Below are 23,859 nucleotides of genomic sequence, written 5' to 3' on the forward strand. Positions count from 1 at the left end.
CGGTGGAGAAGTGTCGCTTGGATACCCGGGACAAGCCCGGGTATGACAAAATCTGCGCCTCTATCGGCCTTTTTGGGGCTTTTGAGTCAGGCTCTGAAGACCCGCCCCCCAAGACGCATCGCTAACCCGCACCAGCCCTCATCCGTTCAATCTCCTGCTCCGTCTGCCGGATGATCGCCTCGGCCACCGGGCCGACATGGGCGCGGAAATGCGCCAGCATCTCCTCCATCGGCAGGCCGAGTTCGTCGAAACCGATCATGTAGTTGCGGATGCGGTCGTGCCAGCTGATCCGGTAGGGCGCGCCCATCGGCCGCTCGAAGCGGTGGAGCCAGCGCAGGAAGGGCAGGCAGAGCGTACGCCCGCCGGCCTGGCGGAATTTCTCGTGGATATAGCCTTCCTCGCCGCCGAAGCCGCGGAAATGGCGGTTGTAGCCCGGCCACGCCGCGCGGCGGCAGGCATAGAGGCCGAGGCCCTGCATCGGGATGTCGAAGGGAGGGGCGTCGGGTGAACGGCCGGCCTCGTCGAGATCCCAGCCGCCGAGCATGCCCTGCTGCCATCGCGGTTTCCAATGCGTGGAAATCGCCATGAGGTCGTCATTGACGAGTGGGCCCTGGAGGAGGTCGATGCTGTCGGGATTGTCGTCGAAATAATGCAGCAGGCGGGCGATGGCGCCTGATACAACCAGGACGTGGCAGTCCAGGCACATCACGAGATCGCTCGCAGCCTCGCGCATGACGACGTCCCGCACCGCCGTACCGATGCTGTCGGCCACCGGGACATAGCGATAATTCGGGATGCTCCGCGCCAGCTTCCTCAAGGATTCGCCGCAGACACCATCGGGATTGTTGTCGACGACAATGAACTCGACCTCGCCGGCCACTTCCGGGTGGTAGAGCCGCAGGGCCTGCAGCGTGAAATAGACGCCGTCATAGTCGTCATAGGTCGCCATGCCGATACTGAGGCGCTTGCGAGGACGGGCCGTAGCGGGCTGTACAGAGACCGCTTCGACGGCCGGCCGTTCGGAGACGGCGGCTCCGGCCGGCGGCCGTGGCGAACCCGCCTTCACCAGGCGGGCTAGTCCCAATGCGCCAAGATTCGCCTGCAATGCGTTATGGATGAATTGATCCAGAAATCCTGGAAGCTGCTTGTAACTACCGAACCGCAGCAAGACCGCCGGCACCGTGCGGGCAAAGTCTGTCAGGGTTTCCGAAGCCGCGCTGGAGAGGGACTGGTCCGGATGCGCGGCCTGTTCAAGGAAGAAGCGGAGCCGCTCGGCCGGGATGGGTTCGATCGCCGGCGGGGCTCCCTCATGAAACGACGGCACGAGGATCAGCCCACAGGACACTTGCTGGGGATGATCGGGCGCCGCGTCCTCGAGCCTGATGATCGCTCCATGGCCGGTGAGCGTGGCATAGGCGTCCGCGAAACCGGGCCACGCCAGAATCTTCGGGGAGACCGCCGCGTGGGGAGACAGCGCGAGGGCGATGGGATTGAGCTTGCCCCTGCCACCCGCGATGGCAACCAGATTGTCGGCCAGGAACTCGAAGCCCTGCCCAACGAACCAGGCGGCGAGCCCCGTCTTGCCGGAGCCCGGCGGGCCAGCGATCAGCACGGCCTTGCCGTCCCCCCGTACGGCGGCGGCCCGCAGCACGGGCTGGGTCGACATCGCCGCGAGGATACGGCCGATCTCGTCGAGAATCGGGTGGAGCGCATCGGGCCAGGTCAGCCCTCGCCAGATGAGCCTGTCGTCATTGCAGAGGTCGAGGCGGCCTTCCGCGGCCGGGCGCAGATGCAGGGTCGTGGCCGGCTCACCCTCCGGGCTTGCGGGGAAATGCGAGAAATAGGGCCAGATCTCCTCGTCCAGCGCCTCCGGATAGCGCAGAACCAGATTGATGGGGCCGAGCCGGAAGGCGATCCTGCTGTCGTTCATGCCGTCTTGTCCGCTGCCCTGCAAATCTGTCAACTCTCCGGGAGGCTGTAGTCGAAAATATAGAAGTGCTGGCCGTCGGTGATCTCGATGGCCAGGCTGCCCTTGAGTCCGGCCAGGGCATCCGTGCCAGAGTCCGGCACGACGGTGATGACGAGGGAAGGCACGCCGCGATCCATGCTGCCGCTGTGCTGCAGGGCGAAGGAGCCTTCGCGCCCTTCGAGCGAGCCTGTGAACTTCTCCATGGCGACATAGCCGGCCGAGCCCTGGATCCCGCCATGCACGGCCAGCATCTCGCCGCTGCTGCTGCCGCTGAGCGGGCCATGGAAGCGCTTGGCGAGCGACAGCCGTCCCACGGGAACCTCCGCGCCGGTCTGCGGCGTCATCGTGACCTCGAATGTGCCCCGCACCTGCTGGGTCATCAGCGCTCCTCCTTTACCGGTCTCGTTGACGAGAGTCTCGTCGATATCGAACACTACGCCTTTGACGGGCATGCACGGGCTCCGTTGTCTCACGCAAGCATCATGGTGAAAGGTAAACACCGCTTTGAGGTGGAAAGCGGGGTCACAGCGGGGAGGGCGGATCCATGCTGAATTCCTGCTTGAGCCAGATCCACCCGGCGGGCGTCACCTCGATCCGGCGCGATTCCCTGCCTCGGTGCATCCAGCCCTTGGCGCAGAGAAGGCGTAGGAACTGTACGCCGAGAGGCCCAGCAAGGTGGTGCTGGCGCTCCGTCCAGTCGAGACATTGCCGGGCGAGGCCACGCCGTGTCGGTGCGATCGCCGCCACGTCGAGCCCCGTGCGGGCGAACCAGCCGGCTCCCTCCGGCGTGACGACGAACTGCTTTTCGGGCGCTGCCTGCAGATAGCCATGCGCCTGCAGGCCCTGCGTCACCGCGACGCCGACCTGTCCTGCCAGGTGATCGTAGCAGCAGCGCGCAAGACGCAGCCGCTCCGCCTCGCGGCTGCGGGGTTTCAGACGGACGCTCCCGGCCGGCGCGATGGAGGCGAGGATCTCCAGAGCCTGGGCCACCTGCGGGCCGGCAAGCCGATAATAGCGGTGGCGGCCCTCCGCCTCGACGTCGATGAGGCCGCCCGCCAGCAATTTGGCGAGATGGCTGCTCGCGGTCTGCGCCGTCACGCGGGCCGCATAGGCCAGCTCGCCTGCCGGCTTGGCGCGGCCGTCCGCCAGCGCCATCAGCATGGCGGCGCGCGCGCCATCGGCGATCAGGAAGGCGGCCGAGGACAGGTTCGGGTTGGCGGGCATGGCGATTTCTCCGTGCTGATGCCGGTATACACCTGTCGATGACCGGATGTTTCGCTACGTGTCGAAACATCGCCGAGGCGCTTCCTGCATGCTTGCCGGACAGGCAAAGGAGGAGCCAATGGATCAGATGGTTCACCAGCGGCGTGTCCTCGCCGCGACCAGCATCAGCTATGTCATCGTCATCCTCGATATCTCCATCGTCAATGTCGCGCTGAAGCCGATCGCGACGTCGCTCGGCATCGACATCGCCGGCCTGCAATGGATGGTGAACGCCTATACGCTGACCTTCGCCAGCCTGCTGCTGACCGGTGGTACGCTGGGAGACCGGCTTGGCGCCTGCACCGTCTATGGCGCGGGCCTCGCCACCTTCACGCTTGCCTCGGCCCTGTGCGGGCTAGCGCCGACGCTCGCCACCCTGATTGCCGCCCGCACGCTGCAGGGGCTGGGCGCCGCTCTGCTGGTGCCGTGCTCGCTGACCCTGATCAACAATGCCTATGAGGATCCGCAGCGGCGCTCGGGCGCTTTCGGCCTCTGGGCGGGATTGGGTGGCATCGCGATGGCGGCTGGCCCACTGGTCGGCGGCGTGTTGATCCATCTCTTCGGCTGGCGCAGCATCTTCCTGGTCAATGTCCCCATCGGCATCGCCGGCCTCCTCATGCTCAGGCAGGTCGAGGCAGATGGGCCCGCTGCCAGTTCCCGCCACCTCGATCTCGCCGGCCAGGCCAGTGCCATCCTCGCCCTCGGCCTGTTCACCGCCTTCCTGATCGGCGGCCCGGGCCTCGGCTGGAGATCTCCGCCGGCCCTCTTCATGCTCGTCGTGAGCCTGGCGGCTGGCGCCGTCTTCCTCGCCATCGAGAGCCGGCACTCCCAGCCCATGCTGCCGCTGGCCTTCTTTCGCAACGGCGTGTTTTCCAGCTCAGTCGCCGTCTCGATGATCTCGGCCTTCACCTTCTACGGGCTGATCTTCGTGCTCAGCCTCGATCTGCAGGAACAGTGCGGCATGCCGCCTCTCGTCGCGGGCTTGGCCTTCCTGCCCCTGACGGCCCTGATCTCGATCGGCAGCATGCTCTCGCGGCGCGCCGCCGCCCTGGTCGGGTCGCGCCGGCTGGTGAGCGGCGCCTTCCTGATGGCGGCCTGCGGCTTCCTCGCCATGCTGGCCGCCGGCCCGGCGAGCCCGCTCTGGCGCCTGCTGCTGCCGATGCCTCTCATCGGACTCGCCGCCAGCCTGATCACGCCTGCCACCACGACCGCGCTGATGGCGACGGTGGAGGGCGATCGCGCCGGTATCGCCGCCGGCGTCCTCAACGCCGCACGCCAGACCGGCGCGGCCCTCGGCGTCGCCGGCTTCGGCGCCCTAGTGGCCGCGCTTCACCCCTTCGCGCAAGGTATGGCGGCGGGGTTATTCTCGGCAGCGATCTTATCGGTCATGGGGGCGCTGATCTGGTGGCGGGCGGCGATCAGACCGTCAGCTCCCATTAGCCACGCGCCATCGTCGCGATAAGCAGTGGCGCGAGAGGAAACAGGACCAGCTAGACGATGACGAACTGGCGGCTCTGAAAGAGGACACTCTGCCCCCTCATCGCGACAAATAGGTTTCAAGACGCTCGGGCAGTTCTCCCAGCGTCGCGAGAACCTCACCTTCCTGAAAGTCGCCCAAGGCTGGGTCCCCCGTCCGCGAGAACGCGACGCCGCCCTTGCCGCTCTCCGCGAGGAGGCGGACCTTGAAGCGAGCCGAGTCAGCGCTGCGGACCTCGAAGGCCTTGCCCATCACGAACTCGCCATCCTCGTTCCGCTCGAACGGGACCACCACGAAGTATGTGACACTGACCATCGCTCACGGTCTCCTCAGGGCTTACCGCACCGCTACGCTAGTACAATCTTCTCACTAGAACAAGACGTGAACAAAAGACTCGCCAAGCCCAGCCTTCGAAGCTACTGTTCGTCGATTCAGCGAACGGAGCCGAGTGATGAAGGTCGACCCGAAGGTCTTGTTTTCCAATGAGGTCGTGCCCCCGACCCCTGAGGAATGGGAGGTATTGGACGCCATCATCCGTGATTGCGAGGGAAGCCCCTATAAGGCAGCGCTCACGCTCCTGCGCCTCTTCGCCTTGCAGTCATCCATAGCGGAGGCTAGGGCAGCCCGGCAGCGTCGTAGTCAGGCCTGAGGGCCACCCAAGGGCACCGTGAATTGCGTTGGATGTGTTGGTGCGGACGGCGGGACTCGAACCCGCACCCGGTTTCCCGAAGCAGATTTTAAGTCTGCTGCGTCTACCATTTCGCCACGTCCGCGATATCGCCTGCTTAGGGGGTGAATCGAGCGGGCTCAAGCCGTTTCTGAGGGTTTCCAGCCATAGAGCCAGTCATAGCGCTCCAGCATGCGCCGGCCGCCGAGGGCAGAGAGGCCAAGGTCGCGGGCCGTGGAGAGGGGCCAGCGCCAGTGGTAGCGCTCGCCATTGGCGTGGGCCTCGGTCTGGATGCGGCGGACGCGGGGCAGGCGCAGGGCGGACCAGGCTTCGAGGCGGGCGCTGTCGTCGCCAGGCGTCGCGAGCTGGCCAGCGAGTTCGGCCGCATCCTCGATGGCCGCGCCGCCGCCCTGGGCCAGGAAGGGCAGCATGGGGTGGGCGGCGTCGCCGAGGAGGGCGATGCGGCCATGGGCCATCGAGGCGCCAGGCCGGCCTTCGTAGAGCGGCCAGGTGCGCCAGTCGGCTATCCCGGCGAGGAGCGCGTGTACACGGGCGTCCCAGCCCTGGAAATGGGAGAGGAGCGCTTGGGGCGGTTGCGGCTTGGACCAGCCCGAGCTGTCGTCGCGGTCATGGGTGATGGCCACCAGGTTGAGGGCCTCGCCGGCGAAGACGGGGTAATGGACGAAATGGGTACGCTCGCCGAGCCACAGCCCCGTGGCCTTGCCGTGGAAGAAATCCGGCACCCTGCGCAGGGGGAGCACGGCGCGCCAGGCGCGTTTGCCGGCAAAACGCGGCGGCTCGTTCGGGCCAAGGCTGTTGCGGACGAATGACCATAGGCCATCGGCGCCGATCAGGAGGCGCGCTTCGACGGCGGGCTGGCCGGAAGCGAAAGAAATGCGAACGCCCGTTTTGTCTTGCGCCACGCCGCCCACCTCATGGCCAAGGGCGAGGGGAATGCCCTGCTGCCGCACGGCGTCGAGCAGCACCGCTTGCAGGTCGGCGCGATGGATGACGCCATAGGGGGCGCCCCAGCGTCGTTCGCAGATGTCGAGTGGCAGGCGCTGGATCAGCTTGCCGGTCGCGGCCTGGCGGATGACCACGGCATCCAGCCGCACCATGGTCTTTTCGAGCGCCCGGCGGAGCCCGAGGCCGAACAGCACATGCAAGGCGTTGGGCGTGAGCTGGATGCCGGCGCCGGCCGCTTCCAGCTCGGCGGCGCGCTCATAGACTGCAACCTCGAAGCCGCGGCGATGAAGCGCGAGTGCAGCCGTGAGGCCGCCGATGCCCGCGCCTGCGATCGCAATCGTCATCTTGACATCATCTTGCCGCGCTCAGGCGGCGTCGGCGATCACCGTGCATTCGGCCGGATCGGAGGTCCCCTCATGCAGCTTGGGATCATATTTGTAGAGCGTCGAGCAATAGGAACAGACCGCTTCGTCATCCCCGCCGAGATCGATGAAGATGTGGGGATGGTCGAAGGGGGCGCTGGCGCCCTGGCACATGAACTCCTTCGAGCCGACGCGAATGACCTTCAGGCCAAGATCGTTCTGAAAATGGGGGATGGAATGGCCGGCCATGTTTCAAGTCCGCTATTTGCTGTGGGCGGACCATAGCGGTGCCGCGTGCGATGCGATAGGGGCTATTGCGTCTGGGGGCAAAGGAAAACCGTGCCGATGCTGCGCTTTGATCACAAGGGTGTCGAAATCGCCTATATCGACGAGGGGAAGGGCGAGCCGATCCTGCTTATCCACGGCTTCGGTTCGAATCATGACGTGAACTGGGTGGGAACCGGCTGGGTCGATCTCCTGACGAAGCAGGGGCGGCGGGTGATCGCGTTCGACAATCGCGGCCATGGCCAGTCCAGCAAGCTTTACGATCCCGCCGACTATCATCCCTCCCTGATGGCTGGCGATGCTGTGGCGCTGCTCGACCATCTGCGCATCGGTTCGGCGGCGGTGATGGGCTATTCGATGGGCGCGCGCATCACCGCCTTCCTGGCGCTTGACCATGGCCAGCGGGTCGATGCCGTCATCTTCGGCGGCCTCGGCGTGCGGCTGGTGCATGGCGACGCCTTGCCGCCGACCATCGGGCCGGCCATGGAAGCACCGACGCTCGACGATGTGACCGACCCGATCGGGCGTATGTTCCGCGCCTTTGCCGACAAGAGCGGGGCGGATCGGCGGGCGCTCGCGGCCTGCATCCGCGGCTCGCGCGTGCAACTCAACCCCGCCGAGGTCGGCCGCATCCTGCAGCCGGCGCTGATCGCGGTGGGAACACGCGACCCGATCGCGGGGTCTGCCAGGGAGCTGGCTGATATGATGCCCAATGCCAGCGTGCTCGACATTCCCAACCGCGATCACAATCCGGCGGTGGGCGACAAGGTCTACAAGCAGGGCGTCCTGGCATTTCTCATGGAGCAGGGTCTCTGAGCCAAAACTGCGTCGTGGTCGGCAAGGGCAGGGCGTCATTCCGGGCGACCAAAGGGAGACCCGGAATCTAAGAACGCAAACCTCGCAGGATGGTGTTCATGGATTCCGGGTCTCCCTTTGGTCGCCCGGAATGACGGCACCCCGCCCTGTTAACCTGAGTTTGTAGCCCTGCTAAATCAGCATTGGCACTCGCAGGCGCCCTGCGCTAAAACAGCATGCGGAAGCGTCTAAGCAGCGGATAGGCAGATGAATCAGTCAAAGCGCCTGGTCTCCCATGGGCTCGAGGTCGTGGATCCGATCTGGAGCCGCGTCCGCATGGAAGCGGAGACGGTCACCCATGCCGAGCCCCAGCTCTCCAGCTTCATCTTCGCCAATATCCTGCAGCTGAACTCGCTCGAAAGCGCGATCGTGCAGCGCATCGCCTCGCGCCTCGACCATTCCGACATGCCGGCGACCTTGATCGCCCAGGCCTTCGGCAAGGCGCTGGAAGCCGATCCGAGCATCGCCGCCGCCTTCCGCGCCGATATCGCCGCCGTGATCGACCGCGATCCGGCCGCCAACCGCTATATCGAGCCGATCCTCTACTTCAAGGGCTTCCACGCCCTGCAGACCCATCGCCTCGCCCATTGGCTCTGGCAAGCCGGCCGCAAGGATTTCGCGCTCTATTTGCAGAGCCGCTCCTCGGCCGTGTTCCAGTGCGACATCAATCCCAACGTGCCGATCGGCCGCGGCATCTTCCTCGACCATGCCACGGGCCTCGTCGTCGGCGAGACGGCCGAGATCGGCGACGACGTCTCCATCCTGCAGGACGTCACGCTCGGCGGCACCGGCAAGGAGTCCGGCGATCGCCATCCCAAGATCATGCGCGGCGTGATGATCGGCGCGGGCGCCAAGATCCTCGGCAATATCGAGATCGGCCAGTGCGCGCGCGTCGCCGCCGGCTCAGTGGTGCTCAAACCCGTGCCGCGCAACACCACGGTGGCGGGCGTGCCGGCTCGCGTGGTCGGGGAGGCGGGCTGCGCCGAGCCGTCACGCAGCATGGACCAGATCCTGCACGGGCCGCTGCCCATCGACGACGTCTTCTGGCACGATGTCGGGCTGTAAGCCCGTCGCGCTGTCCCCGTCTTAAAGCTGACTGCCGCCTGCTTCGGCTTGCGAAGCGGGGCCTGCCGTGGCAAACGGCGCTGATCGCGGGGCGATGAGCCGGCCCCGCTCAGACAATCGAGGAAGTCCCGTGGACAAGAAAGACATGCAGCGCGTCGAATCCTATCTCCGGCGTACCTTCGGCAATGCCACCATCCGCGTGGTACCGCGCGCCCGCAAGACCGACAGCGCCGAGGTCTATATCGGCGAGGAATCGATCGGCCTGATCTCCGAGGACAAGGAAGACGGCGAGACGTCCTACGACTTCCACATGGCGATCCTCGACATCGATCTCGAGGACTGAGTCTTCCGGGTGCACAGGCTTGCAGCCCGTTTTTCCCTCCTTGCAAGCACAGTGTTTCCGGGAACGGGCAAGATGCCCGTACGCCCGGATCAGCACACGGGATGAAACATGCCTCTCTACATGCTCGACGACATTTCGCCCACGGTGCCGGCCGATGGCCGCTATTGGGTGGCGCCGGACGCGCATGTGGTGGGGCGGGTCACGCTGGGGGAAGATGCCAATATCTGGTTCGCCGCGGTCCTGCGCGGCGACAACGAGCCGATGACCGTCGGCGCCCGCAGTAACATCCAGGATGGGGCGGTGCTGCATTCCGACCCCGGTTTTCCGCTCACCGTGGGCGATGACTGCACCATCGGCCATTCCGCCATCCTGCATGGCTGCACCATCGGCAATGGCACCCTGATCGGCATGGGAGCGACCGTGCTGAACGGCGCGAAGATCGGCGAAGGCTCGCTGGTGGGCGCCAATGCGCTGGTGACCGAGGGCAAGGAATTCCCGCCCCATTCGCTGATTGTAGGCTCACCCGCGCGCGCATTGCGCACGCTGGGGCCCGGGGATATCGAGAAGCTGCTCCAATCGGCAGCGCATTACGTCAGCAATTCCAAGCGCTTCGCCAAAGGGTTGAAGAGGGTGGTTTAGTGCTGGGGGTGGGTCACAGGAAATGCGTCCCCGGGAGCGCGGACATCCTGTCCGCTCTTGAAACGGTCAGGTGTCAGGATGGGGTAATGGCCGTTTTGGTCGCGCAGGCCAAAAATAGGCGCATTCCTTTCCTACAACGGGGCGTTTCAAGAGCGGACAGGATGTCCGCGCTCCCAGGGACGCGCTCCCAGCAGATCAATCCCCCTTGGACGACACGATCGATGTCGTCTGCGTGTCGCCCAGCGAGACCCAGACATTCTGGTCGCTCTGCGACTGGCGCTTCACATAGCGGTAGCCGGTAGCGCGCCAGGACAGGATCTTTGGTTCCTGGTTGTCGAGCACGAACTCGCCGCGGTCGGTCTTCACCATCAGCACCGCGTGTCCCTCGCCCTTCTTGTCGCGGACGACGGTGATCAGCAGGGCGGAGCGCGGCCAGCCGGCATCGATCAGGAGCTTGCGCTTGAACAGTACATAGTCCTCGCAATCGCCATAGCCGTCGGTGGGATAGGCCCACCATTCGACCTTGCCGTAGTTCTCGAGGTCCGTCATCGGCTTGACGGATTGGTTCACCTGGTCGTTGAGGGCGATCAGGTCCTTCCAGGCCTGGCGCGAAAGCACTATGTCGCGCGCTTCCTGCGCGCTGGCCTTGCAATCGGATGGATTGTCCCGGCAGAACTGGAGGTAACCAGAGGGCGGGGTGGTGACGTCGCCCACCGGCGCATAGACGGGCATCGCGCTTCCGGCCTGGGCCGCCATGGCCACCGAGGCAAGCACGGGTGCCAAAGCGAGCGCAACACCGGCAAGTGCCGACTTGATGTTGATCCGGATGCGCATTGCCATCTTCAGACCCGTTATGCCCGGCTCCGGTTAACGCACCGGAGATTAGGCCAGTTACCCGTTCCCGAGGTCAACTTCGCATAAGGGCTGGGGCCGCACAACGCTGCTGCCGCAGAAAAACCAAGATCCAAGTACCCTCGAAAGTGACGTAACTTATTGTTATTCCTCAGGTTAACGCCATATTAACCATGGTTTTCCGTTTTCCGTCTTCACGCTTTGGTGAGCGCGAGAGTGGCGATTCTGCCACGCTTTCGTCACGTTTCGCGCGGGCATTCTTGGTTAATTCCTGGCCGGCGCCAGGGCGATGTTGTCGATCAGGCGCGTGGCGCCCAGCCGTGCCGCCACGAGCAGCCGGGCCGGCGCCAGCCCGACGCCGCCCAGCGGGGCAAGATTATCGGCTTGGCGAGCTTCCAGATAGTCCAGCCTGAAGCCGGCCGCCTCGATCGCCGTTCGACCTTTCGCCAGCTCGGCTTCGAGGTCTGCGCCGACGAGCGCCGCATCGGCGATCCCCCGCAGGGTGCGGTGGAGCAAGGGGGCCAGCCCCCGCTCCTCGGGCGACAGGAAGCGGTTGCGCGACGACATGGCGAGGCCATCCGCCTCGCGGACCGTGGGAAAGCCCACCACCTCGATCGGCAGGTCGAGATCCCTGGCCATCCGCCGGACCACGCAGAGCTGCTGGTAATCCTTCTCGCCGAACACGGCGACATCCGCGCCGCTCATGGTGAAGAGCTTGGCGACGATGGTGGCGACCCCCGCGAAATGGCTGGGCCGGAAGCGGTCCTCAAGGCCCGCCACCGCGGGGCCTTCGAGCGAGACCGTGGTGGCGAAGCCCCGTGGATAGACCTCGTCCACCTCGGGTGCGAACAGGATGTCGCAGCGCGCTTCGCGCAAGCGGGCGAGATCGGCCTCCTCCGTGCGCGGATATTTGGAGAGGTCCTCCGTGGCCGCGAACTGGGTGGGGTTCACGAATAGGGTGGTCACCACCCTGCCAGCCCGCTTCCGGGCCTCCTGCACCAGGGCGATGTGGCCATCATGCAGCGCGCCCAGGGTCGGCACCACGCCGATGGTTTCGTCGCCCCTTCGGAATTCCCGCACGGCCCGGCGCAATTCGGCCACCGTACGCGTTATGATGACATCGGCCACCGCCGTTCACTCCCTACCGACATTCCAGCGCCGCTCTCTTGACCACGGACGGCGAAAGGGCCAAGTGGCAGGGAAGCGGCAACGCTGCTGTTTTCACCGCTCTTTCGCAGATCGGACTGCTGTGGGCCAGTTTATTTTCGGATGCGTGATCCTGATCTGCCTCTGGCCGTTCCTGAAGCCGGGTGCCTTGTCGAAAACGCCGTTTCTTGACAGGCTGATGCGCAATGGCGGCAGCTTTCTCGCCTTTTCCCTGGGACTTTTTCTGCTCACCCGCGGTGAGTGGGGCGTCGGCATCCCCTTCCTGATTCTGGCCACCGGCATGCGCGGCTGGCTGCCGAAACTGCCCGAGGGCGTGGTTCCCGGCACAAGGGCGCGCACCGCCTATGTGCGCACGATCGATCTCGTCATCATGCTCGATGCCGCGAGGCAGCCCGTGGACGGGCAGGTGCTCCGGGGGATTTTCTTGGGGCGCCGGCTGTCGAGCCTGCAGGCCGCGGAACTGCTGGCGTTGCGCAGGCAGATTGCTGCCGATTTCGTCGGCCGCTCAATCCTTGAAGCTTATCTGGACCGCCGGCTTGCCGGATGGCGTGAACACTTCAAGGACGATGCGAACGCGGGGTACCGGGGCGGGGCGGCGTCCGACGCGATGTCCAAGCAGGAAGCTTACCAGATCCTTGGGGTGCAGCCGGGGGCGAGCGCCGAGGAAATTCGTCGAGCGCACCGGACGCTCATGAAGAAAATCCATCCCGACAAGGGGGGCACGACGCAGATGGCTGCTCGCGTCAACCGAGCCAGAGACATTCTTCTTGAAGGCCATTGACCCCAACTCCACACAACGCGGATGAATCGGATGGGAACAGGCTCGCAGAACATGGTTACGTAAGGATTAATGGGGCGGGGGAGGCGGCAGGCCTCTGTTGATGGTCCGCGACAGGGGGCATGGAGTCGCAAACTCGAAGGCTGCAACTTCCGCTTTCAACTCAAGTCGGGCGCCGAAAGGATCGAGCACGCTCCTGATAAGTGGACATGAGAAGACGATCTTCTGTGCGGTCCAATGCGAGCTGCGTCGAGATCAATGGACGTGACATCGCTGATGGATCTATTTTGCCATCCGCACGGCCAGCAAAGCGCTGAACAATTGCTGCTTGTCGGGATCTTTCAGATTATGCTCGCGAACGGTCTTGAAAAAGTCGAAGCGATCGCTCGGCTGGAACGGTCCGCTTCTTAAATTTTCAGCCACCTGCTGCAGAATCTCTTTACTCAGTTCGGCAATCTCCTGGCGTACTTCGTCGAGAGGACGCGGCTGCCAACCCACCTCAGGTTCCGCAAGCCAATCTGCCTCGTAGCGATACTCAATGGCCTTGGCCGCATTTATCTGAGCCACGATGAGTGGCTCCACTGAGCCGGGGTCGAGTCCAAGTTTCTCAGCCTCGGCCTTCGCATTAGCCAGGACCTTGGCTTCTTGATCCAAGTCCTCGATCGGCAGGTGATGTTGTGCTTTGAACCCGGCGACATCCTTCATATACGACAGACGCTGGCTGATCTTTTCCGCCAAAGGAGTGATCTCGGCGGCGAAAGAAGCTTCAGAAATTATGAAGCATGCGCTCAGCAAGACTGCCAATAGCCGAGACGTCGTATAGTTCAATCTCATAGACGTTCCTTTCACCGTTCCAGCTTGGCATCCTATAGCGACCAAGCTGATATTGCTCAATTCGCGTTGCCGTGCCTGGATGGCCGCTCGTACTGGCCATTGGGTCGTCCTGCCGCGGCAAATGGATGCGGGCCTCGATGCGCGTAGCCTTCCCGTGTCAATTCGCAAGAATATGAGGTATGGCGGCACCGGCCTGGCTTTTAGAGCCTTTAGAGAGATTGAACCCGCGCATTACTCATGACGACGCGGGAGTGGGGGAATTGAGACCATGACGGCACATGCCGCACCGGACGCGGGTCGATCCGTGTTCGTTGAGCATCCGAGCAGGGAAGCCATCTATGCCGAGTTGCATGCTCGGGCCATCGAACCGATCGCCACGTCCGCGCGTATCCGAAGAGTCTCGTTCATGCCCGGGCCCAACGGGCCTGCCCTACACGAAGTCGCCGCTCGTTTCGCCACGTTTGCCGGGATGTCCGCTTTGTCGCTCGATGACGGTCGCATCCGGCACATCAAGGCCGAACGGAACGGCCGCAAGATCATCTGGGAGCTTCACAACGAATTTGCGACGCTGACCTGGCAATCGGTGCTCACGGACTGGGAGGCGTGGCCGGAAGGCATCGGGCTATCGTGTTTCGAAGGACTCGAGCTCGTCAGCGCCACGCGCATCGATCTGACGGAAACCTCTGCCATCACCGAGGAAGCCCTGGTGGGCTTCAACCCCATCACCCTGTGCTATTCCGACATGTATGCGGGCCATGCGCAGGTGGCGACGGACTTCAAGCGCGATCGCGATGGCTTCACGCGCTATGAGCTGGCCGCGGGCCAATGCAACGTACTTCGCCGCGGCGTCTTGGTGCGCCGATTGCTGGAGATCGAGACCTACAGTAATTTCGTGTTGCTCGGCCTGCCCGTCGCACGCTCCTATGCGCCGACGATCCACGGACTGGAGGCCGCGCTGAGCGGCGTGATGGGACGCATCGGCCACGCTCATTCACTCGCCGAAAACCGCGAAGCCCTCGACGGCATCCATGCCCTTTCCGCCGAGGTCGGTCGCGGTATCGAAGAGACCAGTTTTCGTTTTGCGGCAAGCCAGGCCTATGCCGACGTGCTGAAGACGCGTTTGGTGCAACTGGTGGAAACACCGATCGGCGAATTCACCACGATCGAACGCTACCTGACCAACCGCACCGATCCAGCGGTGGCTACCTGCCTGGCGACGGAGAAGCGGCTCAAGGCGCTGGCGATGAAGCTGCAGCGTTCCGCCGAACTCCTCAACGCCCATATCAGCCTCAATCTGGAAATGCAGAACCAGACGATCCTCGATACGATTTCGCGGACCTCGGAGAGCCAATATCGCCTGCAGGAGACAGTCGAAGGTCTCTCGATCATCGCGATCTCCTACTACGCGCTCGCGATCCTCGGCTACATCATTGAAGGCTTCAGCCATATCTGGCATGTCGACAAGGGCATCGTCATGCTCTGCGCCGCACCGATCATGCTGCTCCTGGTCTGGAGGGGTATCAAGAGGTTGCGAAAAGCGGCGTAAGCACCTGCAAAAGTCGCTTCTTTTTCGGGCCGCCTTCCGGGGGTGCCGAGCCCGTTGTGAGCTCCGTTCGGTCCAAGGCAGCCCGCACTCTCCCCAGCGATCAAGGCTCTGCCTAAATATCGCTGCCGGAGACACGCGCTTTGCTCCAGGCTATCGGCGAAAGTTGTTCTGCCCAACCTTCAACTATTTCTGAGGCCGAGGCCCACCCGGAAGCCTTCGAATTCGTCGTCGACAATCGGAACCACATGTTCCTGTGCCGGGTAGGATCCGCTCCGGACGTCGGCGATGAACTCGCCGAAGGCCGCGATGCGCTCCTGCTGCAGCCGCTCGAATTCGGCGGCGAAGTTGCGATAGGTCTTGGCATGGCGCGGCTTGTGACCGTCGGTATGGCCAAGGACATCCTCGGCGAACAGATATTGAGCGTCGGCGCCCGGCCCCGCGCCCATTCCGAGCATGATCATGGAAGTATTCCTCGAGATCAGCTCGCCTACCCGGTCCGGCACCACTTCGAGCTCGGCTCCGAAACAACCGATGGCCTCGAGTTGCTTGACATGGTGCCAGACACGGAGCGCTTCCTCTGCGGTTTTTCCGACCGCACGAAACCCGGTCCAGGTGATGTAGGACGGGATCAGGCCGACATGAGCGACGATGGGGATGTGGTTGTCGCATAGCACCTTCTGAATGTCGTAGGAGGCGGCGCAGTAGAAGCAATCACCCCCCAACTGCGTGAAGTGGAAGGCTGCGCGCAGATAGTCCTCGGCGGTCGTGAGTGGGCGACCTTGAAAGCTGCCCCAGGCGCCGAAAGGCAGTCCGACCTGGACGAAGCATTTCCCGGCGGCCATGCGCATCTCTGGGGAGAAGAACCGGCCCTCGATCGACAGCATGTCGATGCCGGCGGCATCCGCTGCCGAGGCTTCCTCCAGCGTCGTGACGTAAAGCACGGAGATCTTCTGGCCGCGCGCTTTCATGGCGCGGATATCGGCGACCGTCGGGCGGGTATTCTTGGCGACCATGGGGAACGGACCTCAAAGGGTTCAGACTTGGATCTAGATCTCGATCAAGACGCGGCCGTTTTCGACCTTGGTATTGTATGTGCGCAGGTTTTCGCAGGCCGGTGGCGTCTCAACTTCGCCAGTCGAGAAGTCGAAGATCGAAGAATGCTTGGGGCATGAAATCGTGTTCTCGATGACGAGCCCGTCGGCGAGGTGGATAGACTCGTGGGTGCAGAGACCGTCGGTGCAGAAATACTCGTCCTGATGATTGCGATAGATCGCAAAGGTCCGGCCGCCGTGATCGAAGCGGCGGGCTTCTTCGGCGTCGAGGTCGGATACGGCACAGGCGTCAATCCAGGGCATGGTGGGCTTCTTCAGAGAGCTTGGGGTTTGTGTCGGCAGGAGTGGCTGGCATCACGGCCGTTGGGTGGGCCACGGATTTCTCCGCCCTCTCGAGGGAACTCAGCAGCACGTTCCCGTGCTCGGTGCTGATCGTTCCCTTCGCACCCCCGTCGCCAACCTTTTAGGCCCGCGCGCCATCCATCTCGCACATGACCCGAAGCAGGAATCGGGAAGATCTCCGCCACGATTTTCGCGTGATCCACCCCCATAAGGCTTGAGCCGATTACAGCGACACGAATTGTCATTTTCTTCCTGCTTGATGATGTTCCAAAGAGGTGGTCCCGACCGGCCCAGCATTCGTCCCCGCCATTCGCTGCATTCAGAAGGCGGTCAGGGTCGGAGGGATTCCGGCCCTGACCGTCAGTTGGTCCGTCGTACTGGAGGGGGCGTGACGGACGTGTTCGGGGTGCTGGAAGGTTCCGCGCAGAGAGATCACCTTCACGCAACCGGAGGCGGATTGCCCGCGTGGCTTTCCATGTAACCTTCAATCGAGGCCTCCAGGTCGGCCATGGTTTCCCCACCCGCCATCAGGTCGGTAATTTCCTCGCGGGTCTTTTCGCCCTTGCGGAAATCGGCCGCGATGGCGCCGCGGATGAGCACCGTGAAGTGGTCTCCCACGGTCATGGCATGCATCACCTGGTGGGTAATGAAGATCACCGCCAGGCCCCTGCGTTTGGCCTCGTTCACGATTCGGAGCACATGGGCCGCCTGCTTGACGCCGAGCGCGGCGGTCGGTTCGTCCAGGATCAGCACCCGGGCCCCGAAGTAGACCGCACGCGCGATGGCCAGCGCCTGCCGCTCGCCACCCGAAAGTCCTCCGACCAGGCGGTCACCGTCGTCGATCCGGGTGATGCCGAAGCCCTGCACTGCCTTGACGGCGATTTCATTGGCGCGCTTACGGTCGAAGACCTTGAACGGGCCCCAGCCCCTGGCCGGTTCGACGCCAACAAAGAAGCTGCGCCCGATGCTCATCAGCGGGAAGGTGCCCCCGAACTGGTGCACGGTGGCGATGCCCCGCGCTGCGGCCTCCTTCGGACCCTTGAACTGGACCTCCTTGCCGTCCATCAGGATCTTGCCGCCTGTGGGCCTGTGTACGCCTGCCAGCGTCTTGATCAAGGTGGACTTGCCGGCGCCGTTGTCGCCCAGAAGGCAGAGGACTTCGCCCTCATGCACTCTCAGAGAGATCTTGTGCAGCACGTCGATGGGCCCGAAGGATTTGTCGACGTTTTGGAGTTCCAGAATAGGTAACTTGCCAGTCATATTCGGACCCTCACTGTGTCTTCTTCGGACCGGAATAGGCGAGCGCCAGCCGTCGGAAGGATTCGTTCATGGCGACGGCGATCAGGAGCGTCACGCCAATGATCAGGTTCGACCAATTCCGGTCGATATGGGTGAAGTAGATGCCCTGGCTCACGACCGCGAACGTCAGCGTCCCGAAGAATATGCCGAGGACGGATCCGAAACCGCCGGTCAACAGCACGCCTCCAACAACGACGCTGACAATCACGTTGAAAATGAAGCTCATGCCGCCCGAGACCTGCGCCGAATTGAACAGGATCGCCTGGCACATGCCGACGAAGGCGGCGCACGTAGCCGAGAGGACGAAGAGAGTGATCGTCAGCCTTGCCGTGGGAATACCGGCGTTTCGGGCACTTTCCTTGTCGCCCCCCATGGCAAAGATCCAGTTTCCGTAGCGCGATTTGTGCGCCATGAAGGCGAAGATCACCGCGAGCCCGATCCACCAAAGAATGATGACCTGGTGGCTTTCACCGATCAGATGGCCGAACAGGAACTTGGCCCAATCCGGTGCTGTCACTGCAACGCTGGCATTGCCGGTCAGCAGCACCGACGCGCTCAGCACGATGCCTTGCATGCCCACGAGCGTGCCAAGCGTGATGATCAGGGACGGCACGCTCGTGCGCACAGTCAAAAGGCCGTTCACAAGGCCCACCAGAACGCCGACGGCGAGTGCGCCCAGCATTCCGACCAGGATGGGTAACCCGTAATAGCCGGAAAGAATTGCAGTCGTCATCGATCCCGCGGGGATCATGGCGCCGATGGAGATATCGATTTCGCCGGCGATCATCAGGAGGCCGACCGGGAGCGCCACGATGCCCAGGTTTGCGGCGAAGTTCACCCAGCTCGCCGCGGCCATAAGGGTGCCGAGATGCACGTCGCCGATGAGCACGAAGAAGGCGACGACCCCGATCAGGCTGAGGATCGAGCCGGCTTCGGGTCGCCGCATAAAGGTTCCAAACAAACGGTTCATGGCGCCGCCCTCACTGCTTGCTCTTTCGAGACTTTCTCGACGAATAGCGGAGCGCCAACTGCCGGAAGGTGTCGTTGGTCAGAACGGCGAGTAGCAGCAATGCGCCGATGATGATGCTTCCCGCGTCGGGAGTGATGCTTGTGAAGTAGATGCCTTGGTTCACAACGGCGAAGGTTATCGTGCCGAAGACAATGCCGACGATGGACCCGAAGCCGCCCGTCAGGAGCACGCCGCCGATCACCACGCACATAATCGAGTTGAAGATGAACGACTGGCCCGCGAGGACTTGCGCGCTCTGGTAGACAAGGACCTCGCTGACACCCACGAAGGCAGACGCGAACCCGCTCAGCATATAGAGGCCGATGGTCAGCCCGGAGGTCGGGATGCCGGCGTTGCGGGCGCTGACGCGATCGCCGCCGAGGGCGAAAATCCAGTTGCCGACCGGAGAGGCGTGCAGAAGGTAGAACAGGACGACGCAGAACAGACCCCACCAAAGGATGGTGACCTGGAACATGCCACCGACGTATTGGCCCAAGATCGCTTTCGCTACGGAGCCCGGCACGAGAGTCACGCCGGTGCTGCCAGCAACCATCACCGTAAGGCCCAGCGTCAGCCCCATGACGCCGAACATTGTGCCGATGGTGATGATGAGCGAGGGGATCGAGGTTCGGGTGACGAGATAGCCGTTCACGAATCCCACCACGAGGCCGACACTCAGCCCCGCCGCGATCCCGACCAGATCCGGAGCATGGTAATAGCCGGAGATGATGGCAACCGTCAGGGACGAGGCCGGGATGACGGAGCCCACCGAGATGTCGAGTTCTCCCGCGATCATCAAAAGCCCGACGGGCAGCGCCACGATCCCGACTTCAGAGGCAATATTCAGCCAGCTCGAGATCCCCGCGGCACCCAGGAACTGCTGCCCTCCGGCCACTGCGAAGAAGACAAAGACCGCGACCATGCCCAGGAACGAGCCAGTCTCGGGGCGTCGGGCAAGCCTGCCGAACGCGGCGCCGCGACCGCTCGGCGCCGGGCTGGTTGTGTCGGATGTCGCCGTGGAATGCGTGACCATGGAAGTCTCCAGGGTTTCGCAACGGCCGCGGGCCGTCGCATGAGCGATTCTGCGGTGGTGGAAACGAAGCTGCCTGCCGCTCTTTGCGATACAGGCAGCTTCAAGGCGCGCCTCAGCGTGTGCCCGCCTGTACGCCGGCCAGCGTCGCGTCGACATTCGACTTGTCGACGATACCCGGGCCGGTCAGGATTTCGCGGGTCGGTACCGACATGCCGTAATTTGCATGGCTGTTCAGGATCGAAACGGCCAGGTAGCCCTGCAAGTAGCCCTGCTGGTCGATAGCGCAGTCCTGCTGGCCGTTCTTGATGTTGTTCAGGACCGTCTGGTCGAAGTTCATGCCGCAGAGGTGAACCTTGCCCACCTTGCCGGCCTGGGTGATGCCGTTCATCGCCGAGTTGGCGTCGACATTGCCGATGGTGAAGACGGCGTCGATGTCGGGATGTTGCAGCAAATAAGCCTTCACGGCTTGCGCCACGGCCGTGGCTGAACCGAAGGAGGTCGCCGGCAGCGGCAGGGCGTCGGACTTGCCGCCGCCCTTGGACTCGCCATCCGCGAACCCCTTGCAGAATGCCTCGATATTGGCGGCGCCAGGCAGCGTGTTGATGCAGACGCCATTCTTGTATCCGGCCTTGGCGAGGTATTCGCCGGCGGCGACACCGCCCTTGTAGTCGTCGGAGCCGACATAGTTCATCGCGCCCAGACGATCGGCGGCGCCAAGGCCGCCTGCGTTATAAACCACCAGAGGAATGTTGGCGGCGACGACCGCCTTGAATGCCGGGTCCATGGCTTCAGGCACCCAGTCCGGACCGACGATGGCATCGGCATGCTGGTCGATTGCCTGGCGGATCAACTCGGCCGCGTCGACGCCGAGATTGTCGTAGTTTTGCGGCCCGAGCCAGGTGACCTTGCCACCCTGTGCCTCGACGACCTTGCCGGCATCCTCGGCGCCGCGCTTCACGATCGACCAAAATGGATCGTCGGGCTTGCCGCCGATCACGAAAATATTGGCCGCGAAAGCCGCCTGCGACGTAAAGGCCAATGCGGCCGCAGTCGCAAGAATCTTGCGCATTTTCATAGTCAGATTTCCTCTCTGGTTGAGATGACAGCTCTACGGCGGGCATCGAAAAGCCTGTTTTCTTGATGCAGCGTGCTCGGCAATTCGCGCTTGCTTGTTTGGATTATTCGGCCGGCGTTGAGGTGGCCTTCCGCCGGTTCAGCCGCTCTTTCTTCCTGCGGAATCGTTCCTTCATGCGCTCGTCGGCTTGCTTGGTGCCGTCGTGCCAGGTGCCGAACCACTTATCGAGCGGGACCACGCCATCGGCGCCGTAGTTCACCTCAAAATATTTGTGGTGCATGTAGTGGGTGTAGGCTTGGCTGTTCATGGCACGCTCATCGGTCAGTTCGAGCTTGTCGAAGCCGATGTGTCCAACGATCGCGCCATATGCGGTGCTGGTCAGCTGGAACATCGCGACGAACGGGGCCGACGGGAGCAAGAGGTGCCACATCATCTCGGAGAAGAAGATGGCTGCTTCCACCGGGTGCATCGACATTGATGACCAGGGACTGGGGTTGATCGAGTTGTGATGGATGGAGTGGATCCATTTGTAGAGCACGCCCTGATGAATCAGCCAGTGCCCGCAGTAGAAGTGGACCTCGTGGATCGCTGGGACGAGGAAGATCAGAACGGCGAGCCACAGCCAGTGGTCTTTCGGGTCAACCCAATGCGCGTAGCCATTGGCGAAGCACCACAGCGTGAAGACCTCGATAAGCGTCCAGACCGGAATCGAAATCAGAAAGCTGCGCAGGAAGTTGTCGATGTTCTGGCTCTTGAACCAGAACACGTCCGAGGGCTTATCGGAGGGGAAGTTGGGGTTATACTTGAACCGCGTGCCCTGGATGCGCTTGAAATAGTAGAAGAACTCGACCGAGCCATACATCACGAAAATGCCGGCCGCGTTGACCGCATAGAGCCACAGGCCCCAGTCCCAAGTCAGTTCCTTCATTTTGGTCCAGTCCGGCAAAATGAAGTACCAGTAGGCCAGCGAGACGAGCATGAAGATCGCGTTGTGCGGCCACACATAGCCCACCAGCCATCTGCCGATCTGGCTGAATTTGCCGGTCCAGAACGGAGCGACTTCCAGAGGCTCGCTGGGTGCCCAGTTGCCGCGCTTATCGCGAATCCCATATTTGAGATCGTCCATGACGCTTCCCCTGGCTCGGAGACTGACTCCGCCTTCCGCGCAGCATTTTTCAACCTTCCGCGCAGAATTTTTATATCATTTATGAGGGAAAACGGAATATATGTTTCGGATTGATGCTGTATTTCCTTTCTTTTCTATCATTTTATTGCAGCGCAAAAATGAAAGAATCTTTCAGGGAGGCTTTGATGGTAGGCCGCGCCACAATCGCAGATCTCGCCGAACAGGCAGGCGTTAGCGTCTCCACGATCGACCGCATCCTGAACGGCCGCGCAAATGTCCGGTCGGCCACGGCCGCAAGAGTGCTGGCGGCCGCCGAAGAACTCCGGTTCTACGCTCTACCAACACTGCGGGAACGGTTGAGGGCGGACAGACCAGCGATCCGTCTGGGATTTATTCTTCAGCAATCGCATCGGACCTTCTACCAGATGATCGCGGAGGCGTTGCGGCTGGCCGGATCGGAAAACTCCGAACCGGTCGAAGTTGTGGTCGAACACATGGACGATCTTTCGCCCGAGGCCGTTTCGAACCGGATGCTGCGGCTTGGCGAGCAGGTGCAGGCGCTTGCCGTCGTCTCGGCCGAGCATCCGCGGGTCACCCACGCCATCGAGACCCTCGCAGGCAGCGGCGTGCCCACTTACGGGCTGATCTCGGAGCTGACCGCACCTTGCGGGGTCGGGTACATTGGACTGGACAATTGGCGGGTAGGCCGCACCGCGGCCTGGGCCATGGCGGGACTGAGCAAGAAGCCTGGCAGGGTTGGAATCCTGGTCGGGAATCATCGGTATCGCTGTCAGGAGCTGAACGAATCGGGCTTTCGGTCCTACTTTCGCGAATACGCTCCTCAGTTCACCCTGCTTGAGCCCGTACAGACTTTCGAGGACAGATCGATCGCCCGCGAAGTTACGGAACAGCTGCTTCAGCGTGAACCCGACATGGTGGGTCTCTATATCTCCGGAGGGGGGATGGTCGGAGTACTTCAGGCGCTCAAGGCGTCCGGCCGGGGACCTTCGATCGTCGCAGTCGGCTACGAAATGACGATCCACACGAGGATGGGACTGATCGACCACGATCTTGCGCTGGTCCTGGCGCACCCGATTGCCAGGATGGCGGCCGATGCCGTCGCGCAGATGCTCCACGATCTGCGCACCGAAGCGCCTCCAGGAAAACGCGTCATCGGTTTCGACATCTACACGCCCGAAAATATCTGAGGAAGAACCTCAAACTGCCTCGCCCAACAAAAACGCGGCCGCCGAGGCAGCCGCGTCCAATTCCAGATCCGCTAAAGCGTTTTACGATTTGACGGCATCGGCAAGAATCGCAAAGACGCGTCGAAACAAAGAGTTAGAGCAAAGCGGCGTTTGCGCCCAAACGCGCTTTGCTCAAGAAGGATCAGAGCTTCACGGCCACGCAGCTGAAGGAAGCGGCCTTGAGGGTGCTGCAGGCGGCCTGGGCCTGGCGCTGGTCGGTGAAGCCGCCGAAGCGGGCGCGGTAGAGCGTGGCGCCGTTGCGGTTCACCGGCTCGGTGAAGGGGCGAGCAGAGGCAAGGGCCTGGCTGCCCGCGGCCCTGGCACTGGAGAGGAGCTGGCGGGCAGCGCCTTCATTGTCGGTGGCGCCGATCTGAATGATCCAGCCGCTGCGCTGCGGGGAGGCGAGGGCTAGGCCATCGGAGTTGTAGGCGACGGTGCGCACAGCCTGCACCGTGGCGGTGGTGTCGGGGCTGGCCTCATCGGCGCGGCCGGCGCGCACCGGCGGCGTGGCCGGAGCGGTGGCGACGGGCTGCGCGCCCTGCACCCAGCGCATCGTCGGGCCGCTCGGTGCGGTGGCGGCAATGGCGGGCTTGGCCGGCACGACCTGC

The 23,859-nt window shown here is 63.2% G+C and carries 25 protein-coding genes and 1 tRNA gene; 8 read left to right on the forward strand and 18 right to left on the reverse strand.

What is annotated here, in order from left to right; genetic code table 11:
* Positions 1–121 precede the first annotated feature (121 nt).
* From QQL24_RS33910 to QQL24_RS33920, 3 genes are all read right to left on the reverse strand, one after another.
* Positions 122–1,930: a glycosyltransferase gene (locus QQL24_RS33910; protein WP_284316741.1), complete on the reverse strand. Its 1,809-nt coding sequence runs from the start codon at positions 1,928–1,930 to the stop codon at positions 122–124.
* A 29-nt stretch (positions 1,931–1,959) separates the two neighbouring features.
* Complete coding sequence (locus QQL24_RS33915; RefSeq protein WP_284316742.1) at positions 1,960–2,421, reverse strand: DUF3224 domain-containing protein; 462 nt, start codon at positions 2,419–2,421, stop codon at positions 1,960–1,962.
* Between the two features lie 70 nt (positions 2,422–2,491).
* Positions 2,492–3,193, reverse strand: a complete 702-nt coding sequence (locus tag QQL24_RS33920) for an ArsR/SmtB family transcription factor (RefSeq protein ID WP_284316743.1) — start codon at positions 3,191–3,193, stop codon at positions 2,492–2,494.
* A gap of 118 nt (positions 3,194–3,311) precedes the next feature.
* On the opposite strand from QQL24_RS33920, the gene QQL24_RS33925 reads away from it, so the two are divergent.
* Positions 3,312–4,694 (forward strand): MFS transporter, encoded by a 1,383-nt coding sequence (locus tag QQL24_RS33925; RefSeq protein ID WP_284316744.1) that lies wholly within the window; start codon positions 3,312–3,314, stop codon positions 4,692–4,694.
* A 75-nt stretch (positions 4,695–4,769) separates the two neighbouring features.
* On the opposite strand, the gene QQL24_RS33930 is transcribed toward QQL24_RS33925, so the two are convergent.
* The 4 genes from QQL24_RS33930 to QQL24_RS33945 form a co-directional block, all read right to left on the reverse strand.
* Positions 4,770–5,024 carry a hypothetical protein gene (locus tag QQL24_RS33930; protein ID WP_284316745.1) on the reverse strand — a complete coding sequence of 85 codons (255 nt, stop codon included), beginning with the start codon at positions 5,022–5,024 and terminating at the stop codon, positions 4,770–4,772.
* Positions 5,025–5,396: 372 nt separating this feature from the next.
* Positions 5,397–5,482, reverse strand: a tRNA-Leu gene (locus tag QQL24_RS33935).
* 34 nt (positions 5,483–5,516) lie between these two features.
* The gene (locus QQL24_RS33940) at positions 5,517–6,686 is read right to left on the reverse strand and encodes an FAD-dependent monooxygenase (protein ID WP_284316746.1); all 1,170 of its coding nucleotides are present in this window, start codon (positions 6,684–6,686) and stop codon (positions 5,517–5,519) included.
* 21 nt (positions 6,687–6,707) lie between these two features.
* Positions 6,708–6,953 carry a zinc-finger domain-containing protein gene (locus QQL24_RS33945; protein ID WP_284316747.1) on the reverse strand — a complete coding sequence of 82 codons (246 nt, stop codon included), beginning with the start codon at positions 6,951–6,953 and terminating at the stop codon, positions 6,708–6,710.
* 96 nt (positions 6,954–7,049) lie between these two features.
* Between QQL24_RS33945 and QQL24_RS33950 the strand changes: the two genes are divergently transcribed.
* The 4 genes from QQL24_RS33950 (at position 7,050) to QQL24_RS33965 (ending at position 9,891) form a co-directional block, all read left to right on the forward strand.
* On the forward strand, positions 7,050–7,805 hold the full coding sequence (locus QQL24_RS33950; RefSeq protein ID WP_284316748.1) for an alpha/beta fold hydrolase: 756 nt from the start codon (positions 7,050–7,052) through the stop codon (positions 7,803–7,805).
* 246 nt (positions 7,806–8,051) lie between these two features.
* Positions 8,052–8,909 carry a serine O-acetyltransferase gene (gene cysE, locus QQL24_RS33955; RefSeq protein WP_284316749.1) on the forward strand — a complete coding sequence of 286 codons (858 nt, stop codon included), beginning with the start codon at positions 8,052–8,054 and terminating at the stop codon, positions 8,907–8,909.
* 130 nt (positions 8,910–9,039) lie between these two features.
* Complete coding sequence (locus QQL24_RS33960; protein WP_284316750.1) at positions 9,040–9,252, forward strand: DUF3126 family protein; 213 nt, start codon at positions 9,040–9,042, stop codon at positions 9,250–9,252.
* A 108-nt stretch (positions 9,253–9,360) separates the two neighbouring features.
* Entirely contained in the window at positions 9,361–9,891 is a 531-nt protein-coding gene (locus tag QQL24_RS33965; protein ID WP_284316751.1) for a gamma carbonic anhydrase family protein, read from the forward strand.
* A gap of 195 nt (positions 9,892–10,086) precedes the next feature.
* Here QQL24_RS33965 and QQL24_RS33970 read toward each other — a convergent pair whose 3' ends face one another.
* The gene (locus tag QQL24_RS33970; RefSeq protein ID WP_284316752.1) at positions 10,087–10,731 is read right to left on the reverse strand and encodes a transglutaminase-like cysteine peptidase; all 645 of its coding nucleotides are present in this window, start codon (positions 10,729–10,731) and stop codon (positions 10,087–10,089) included.
* 276 nt (positions 10,732–11,007) lie between these two features.
* On the reverse strand, positions 11,008–11,871 hold the full coding sequence (gene panC / locus QQL24_RS33975) for a pantoate--beta-alanine ligase (RefSeq protein ID WP_284316753.1): 864 nt from the start codon (positions 11,869–11,871) through the stop codon (positions 11,008–11,010).
* A 121-nt stretch (positions 11,872–11,992) separates the two neighbouring features.
* Here panC and QQL24_RS33980 point away from each other — a divergent pair, with 121 nt between their 5' ends.
* Positions 11,993–12,691, forward strand: coding sequence for a DnaJ domain-containing protein (locus tag QQL24_RS33980; RefSeq protein ID WP_284316754.1), 699 nt, complete (start codon positions 11,993–11,995; stop codon positions 12,689–12,691).
* Between the two features lie 279 nt (positions 12,692–12,970).
* Here the strand turns inward: QQL24_RS33980 and QQL24_RS33985 are convergent, their stop codons facing one another.
* Positions 12,971–13,522 (reverse strand): chorismate mutase, encoded by a 552-nt coding sequence (locus QQL24_RS33985; protein ID WP_284316755.1) that lies wholly within the window; start codon positions 13,520–13,522, stop codon positions 12,971–12,973.
* A gap of 268 nt (positions 13,523–13,790) precedes the next feature.
* On the opposite strand from QQL24_RS33985, the gene QQL24_RS33990 reads away from it, so the two are divergent.
* Complete coding sequence (locus QQL24_RS33990) at positions 13,791–15,068, forward strand: DUF3422 domain-containing protein (protein ID WP_284316756.1); 1,278 nt, start codon at positions 13,791–13,793, stop codon at positions 15,066–15,068.
* A gap of 179 nt (positions 15,069–15,247) precedes the next feature.
* Here the strand turns inward: QQL24_RS33990 and QQL24_RS33995 are convergent, their stop codons facing one another.
* The 7 genes from QQL24_RS33995 to QQL24_RS34025 form a co-directional block, all read right to left on the reverse strand.
* The gene (locus QQL24_RS33995) at positions 15,248–16,081 is read right to left on the reverse strand and encodes a 3-methyl-2-oxobutanoate hydroxymethyltransferase (RefSeq protein ID WP_284316757.1); all 834 of its coding nucleotides are present in this window, start codon (positions 16,079–16,081) and stop codon (positions 15,248–15,250) included.
* Between the two features lie 33 nt (positions 16,082–16,114).
* Positions 16,115–16,423: a MocE family 2Fe-2S type ferredoxin gene (locus QQL24_RS34000; protein WP_284316758.1), complete on the reverse strand. Its 309-nt coding sequence runs from the start codon at positions 16,421–16,423 to the stop codon at positions 16,115–16,117.
* Positions 16,424–16,900: 477 nt separating this feature from the next.
* Complete coding sequence (locus tag QQL24_RS34005) at positions 16,901–17,722, reverse strand: ATP-binding cassette domain-containing protein (RefSeq protein ID WP_284316759.1); 822 nt, start codon at positions 17,720–17,722, stop codon at positions 16,901–16,903.
* 10 nt (positions 17,723–17,732) lie between these two features.
* On the reverse strand, positions 17,733–18,731 hold the full coding sequence (locus tag QQL24_RS34010) for an ABC transporter permease (protein ID WP_284316760.1): 999 nt from the start codon (positions 18,729–18,731) through the stop codon (positions 17,733–17,735).
* 10 nt (positions 18,732–18,741) lie between these two features.
* Positions 18,742–19,803, reverse strand: coding sequence for an ABC transporter permease (locus QQL24_RS34015; protein ID WP_431310801.1), 1,062 nt, complete (start codon positions 19,801–19,803; stop codon positions 18,742–18,744).
* A gap of 112 nt (positions 19,804–19,915) precedes the next feature.
* Positions 19,916–20,872 (reverse strand): sugar ABC transporter substrate-binding protein, encoded by a 957-nt coding sequence (locus QQL24_RS34020; protein WP_284316765.1) that lies wholly within the window; start codon positions 20,870–20,872, stop codon positions 19,916–19,918.
* Between the two features lie 109 nt (positions 20,873–20,981).
* Positions 20,982–22,004: a sterol desaturase family protein gene (locus QQL24_RS34025; RefSeq protein WP_284316761.1), complete on the reverse strand. Its 1,023-nt coding sequence runs from the start codon at positions 22,002–22,004 to the stop codon at positions 20,982–20,984.
* 185 nt (positions 22,005–22,189) lie between these two features.
* On the opposite strand from QQL24_RS34025, the gene QQL24_RS34030 reads away from it, so the two are divergent.
* A complete protein-coding gene (locus QQL24_RS34030; protein WP_284316762.1) occupies positions 22,190–23,212 on the forward strand; it encodes a LacI family DNA-binding transcriptional regulator in 1,023 nt (340 codons plus the stop codon).
* Between the two features lie 181 nt (positions 23,213–23,393).
* Here QQL24_RS34030 and QQL24_RS34035 read toward each other — a convergent pair.
* Positions 23,394–23,859 (reverse strand): SPOR domain-containing protein (locus QQL24_RS34035; RefSeq protein WP_284316763.1); only part of this gene is annotated, 466 nt, incomplete at its 5' end.

The organism is Labrys miyagiensis (genome assembly GCF_030160835.1).
Classification (GTDB): Bacteria; Pseudomonadota; Alphaproteobacteria; order Rhizobiales; family Labraceae; genus Labrys; species Labrys miyagiensis.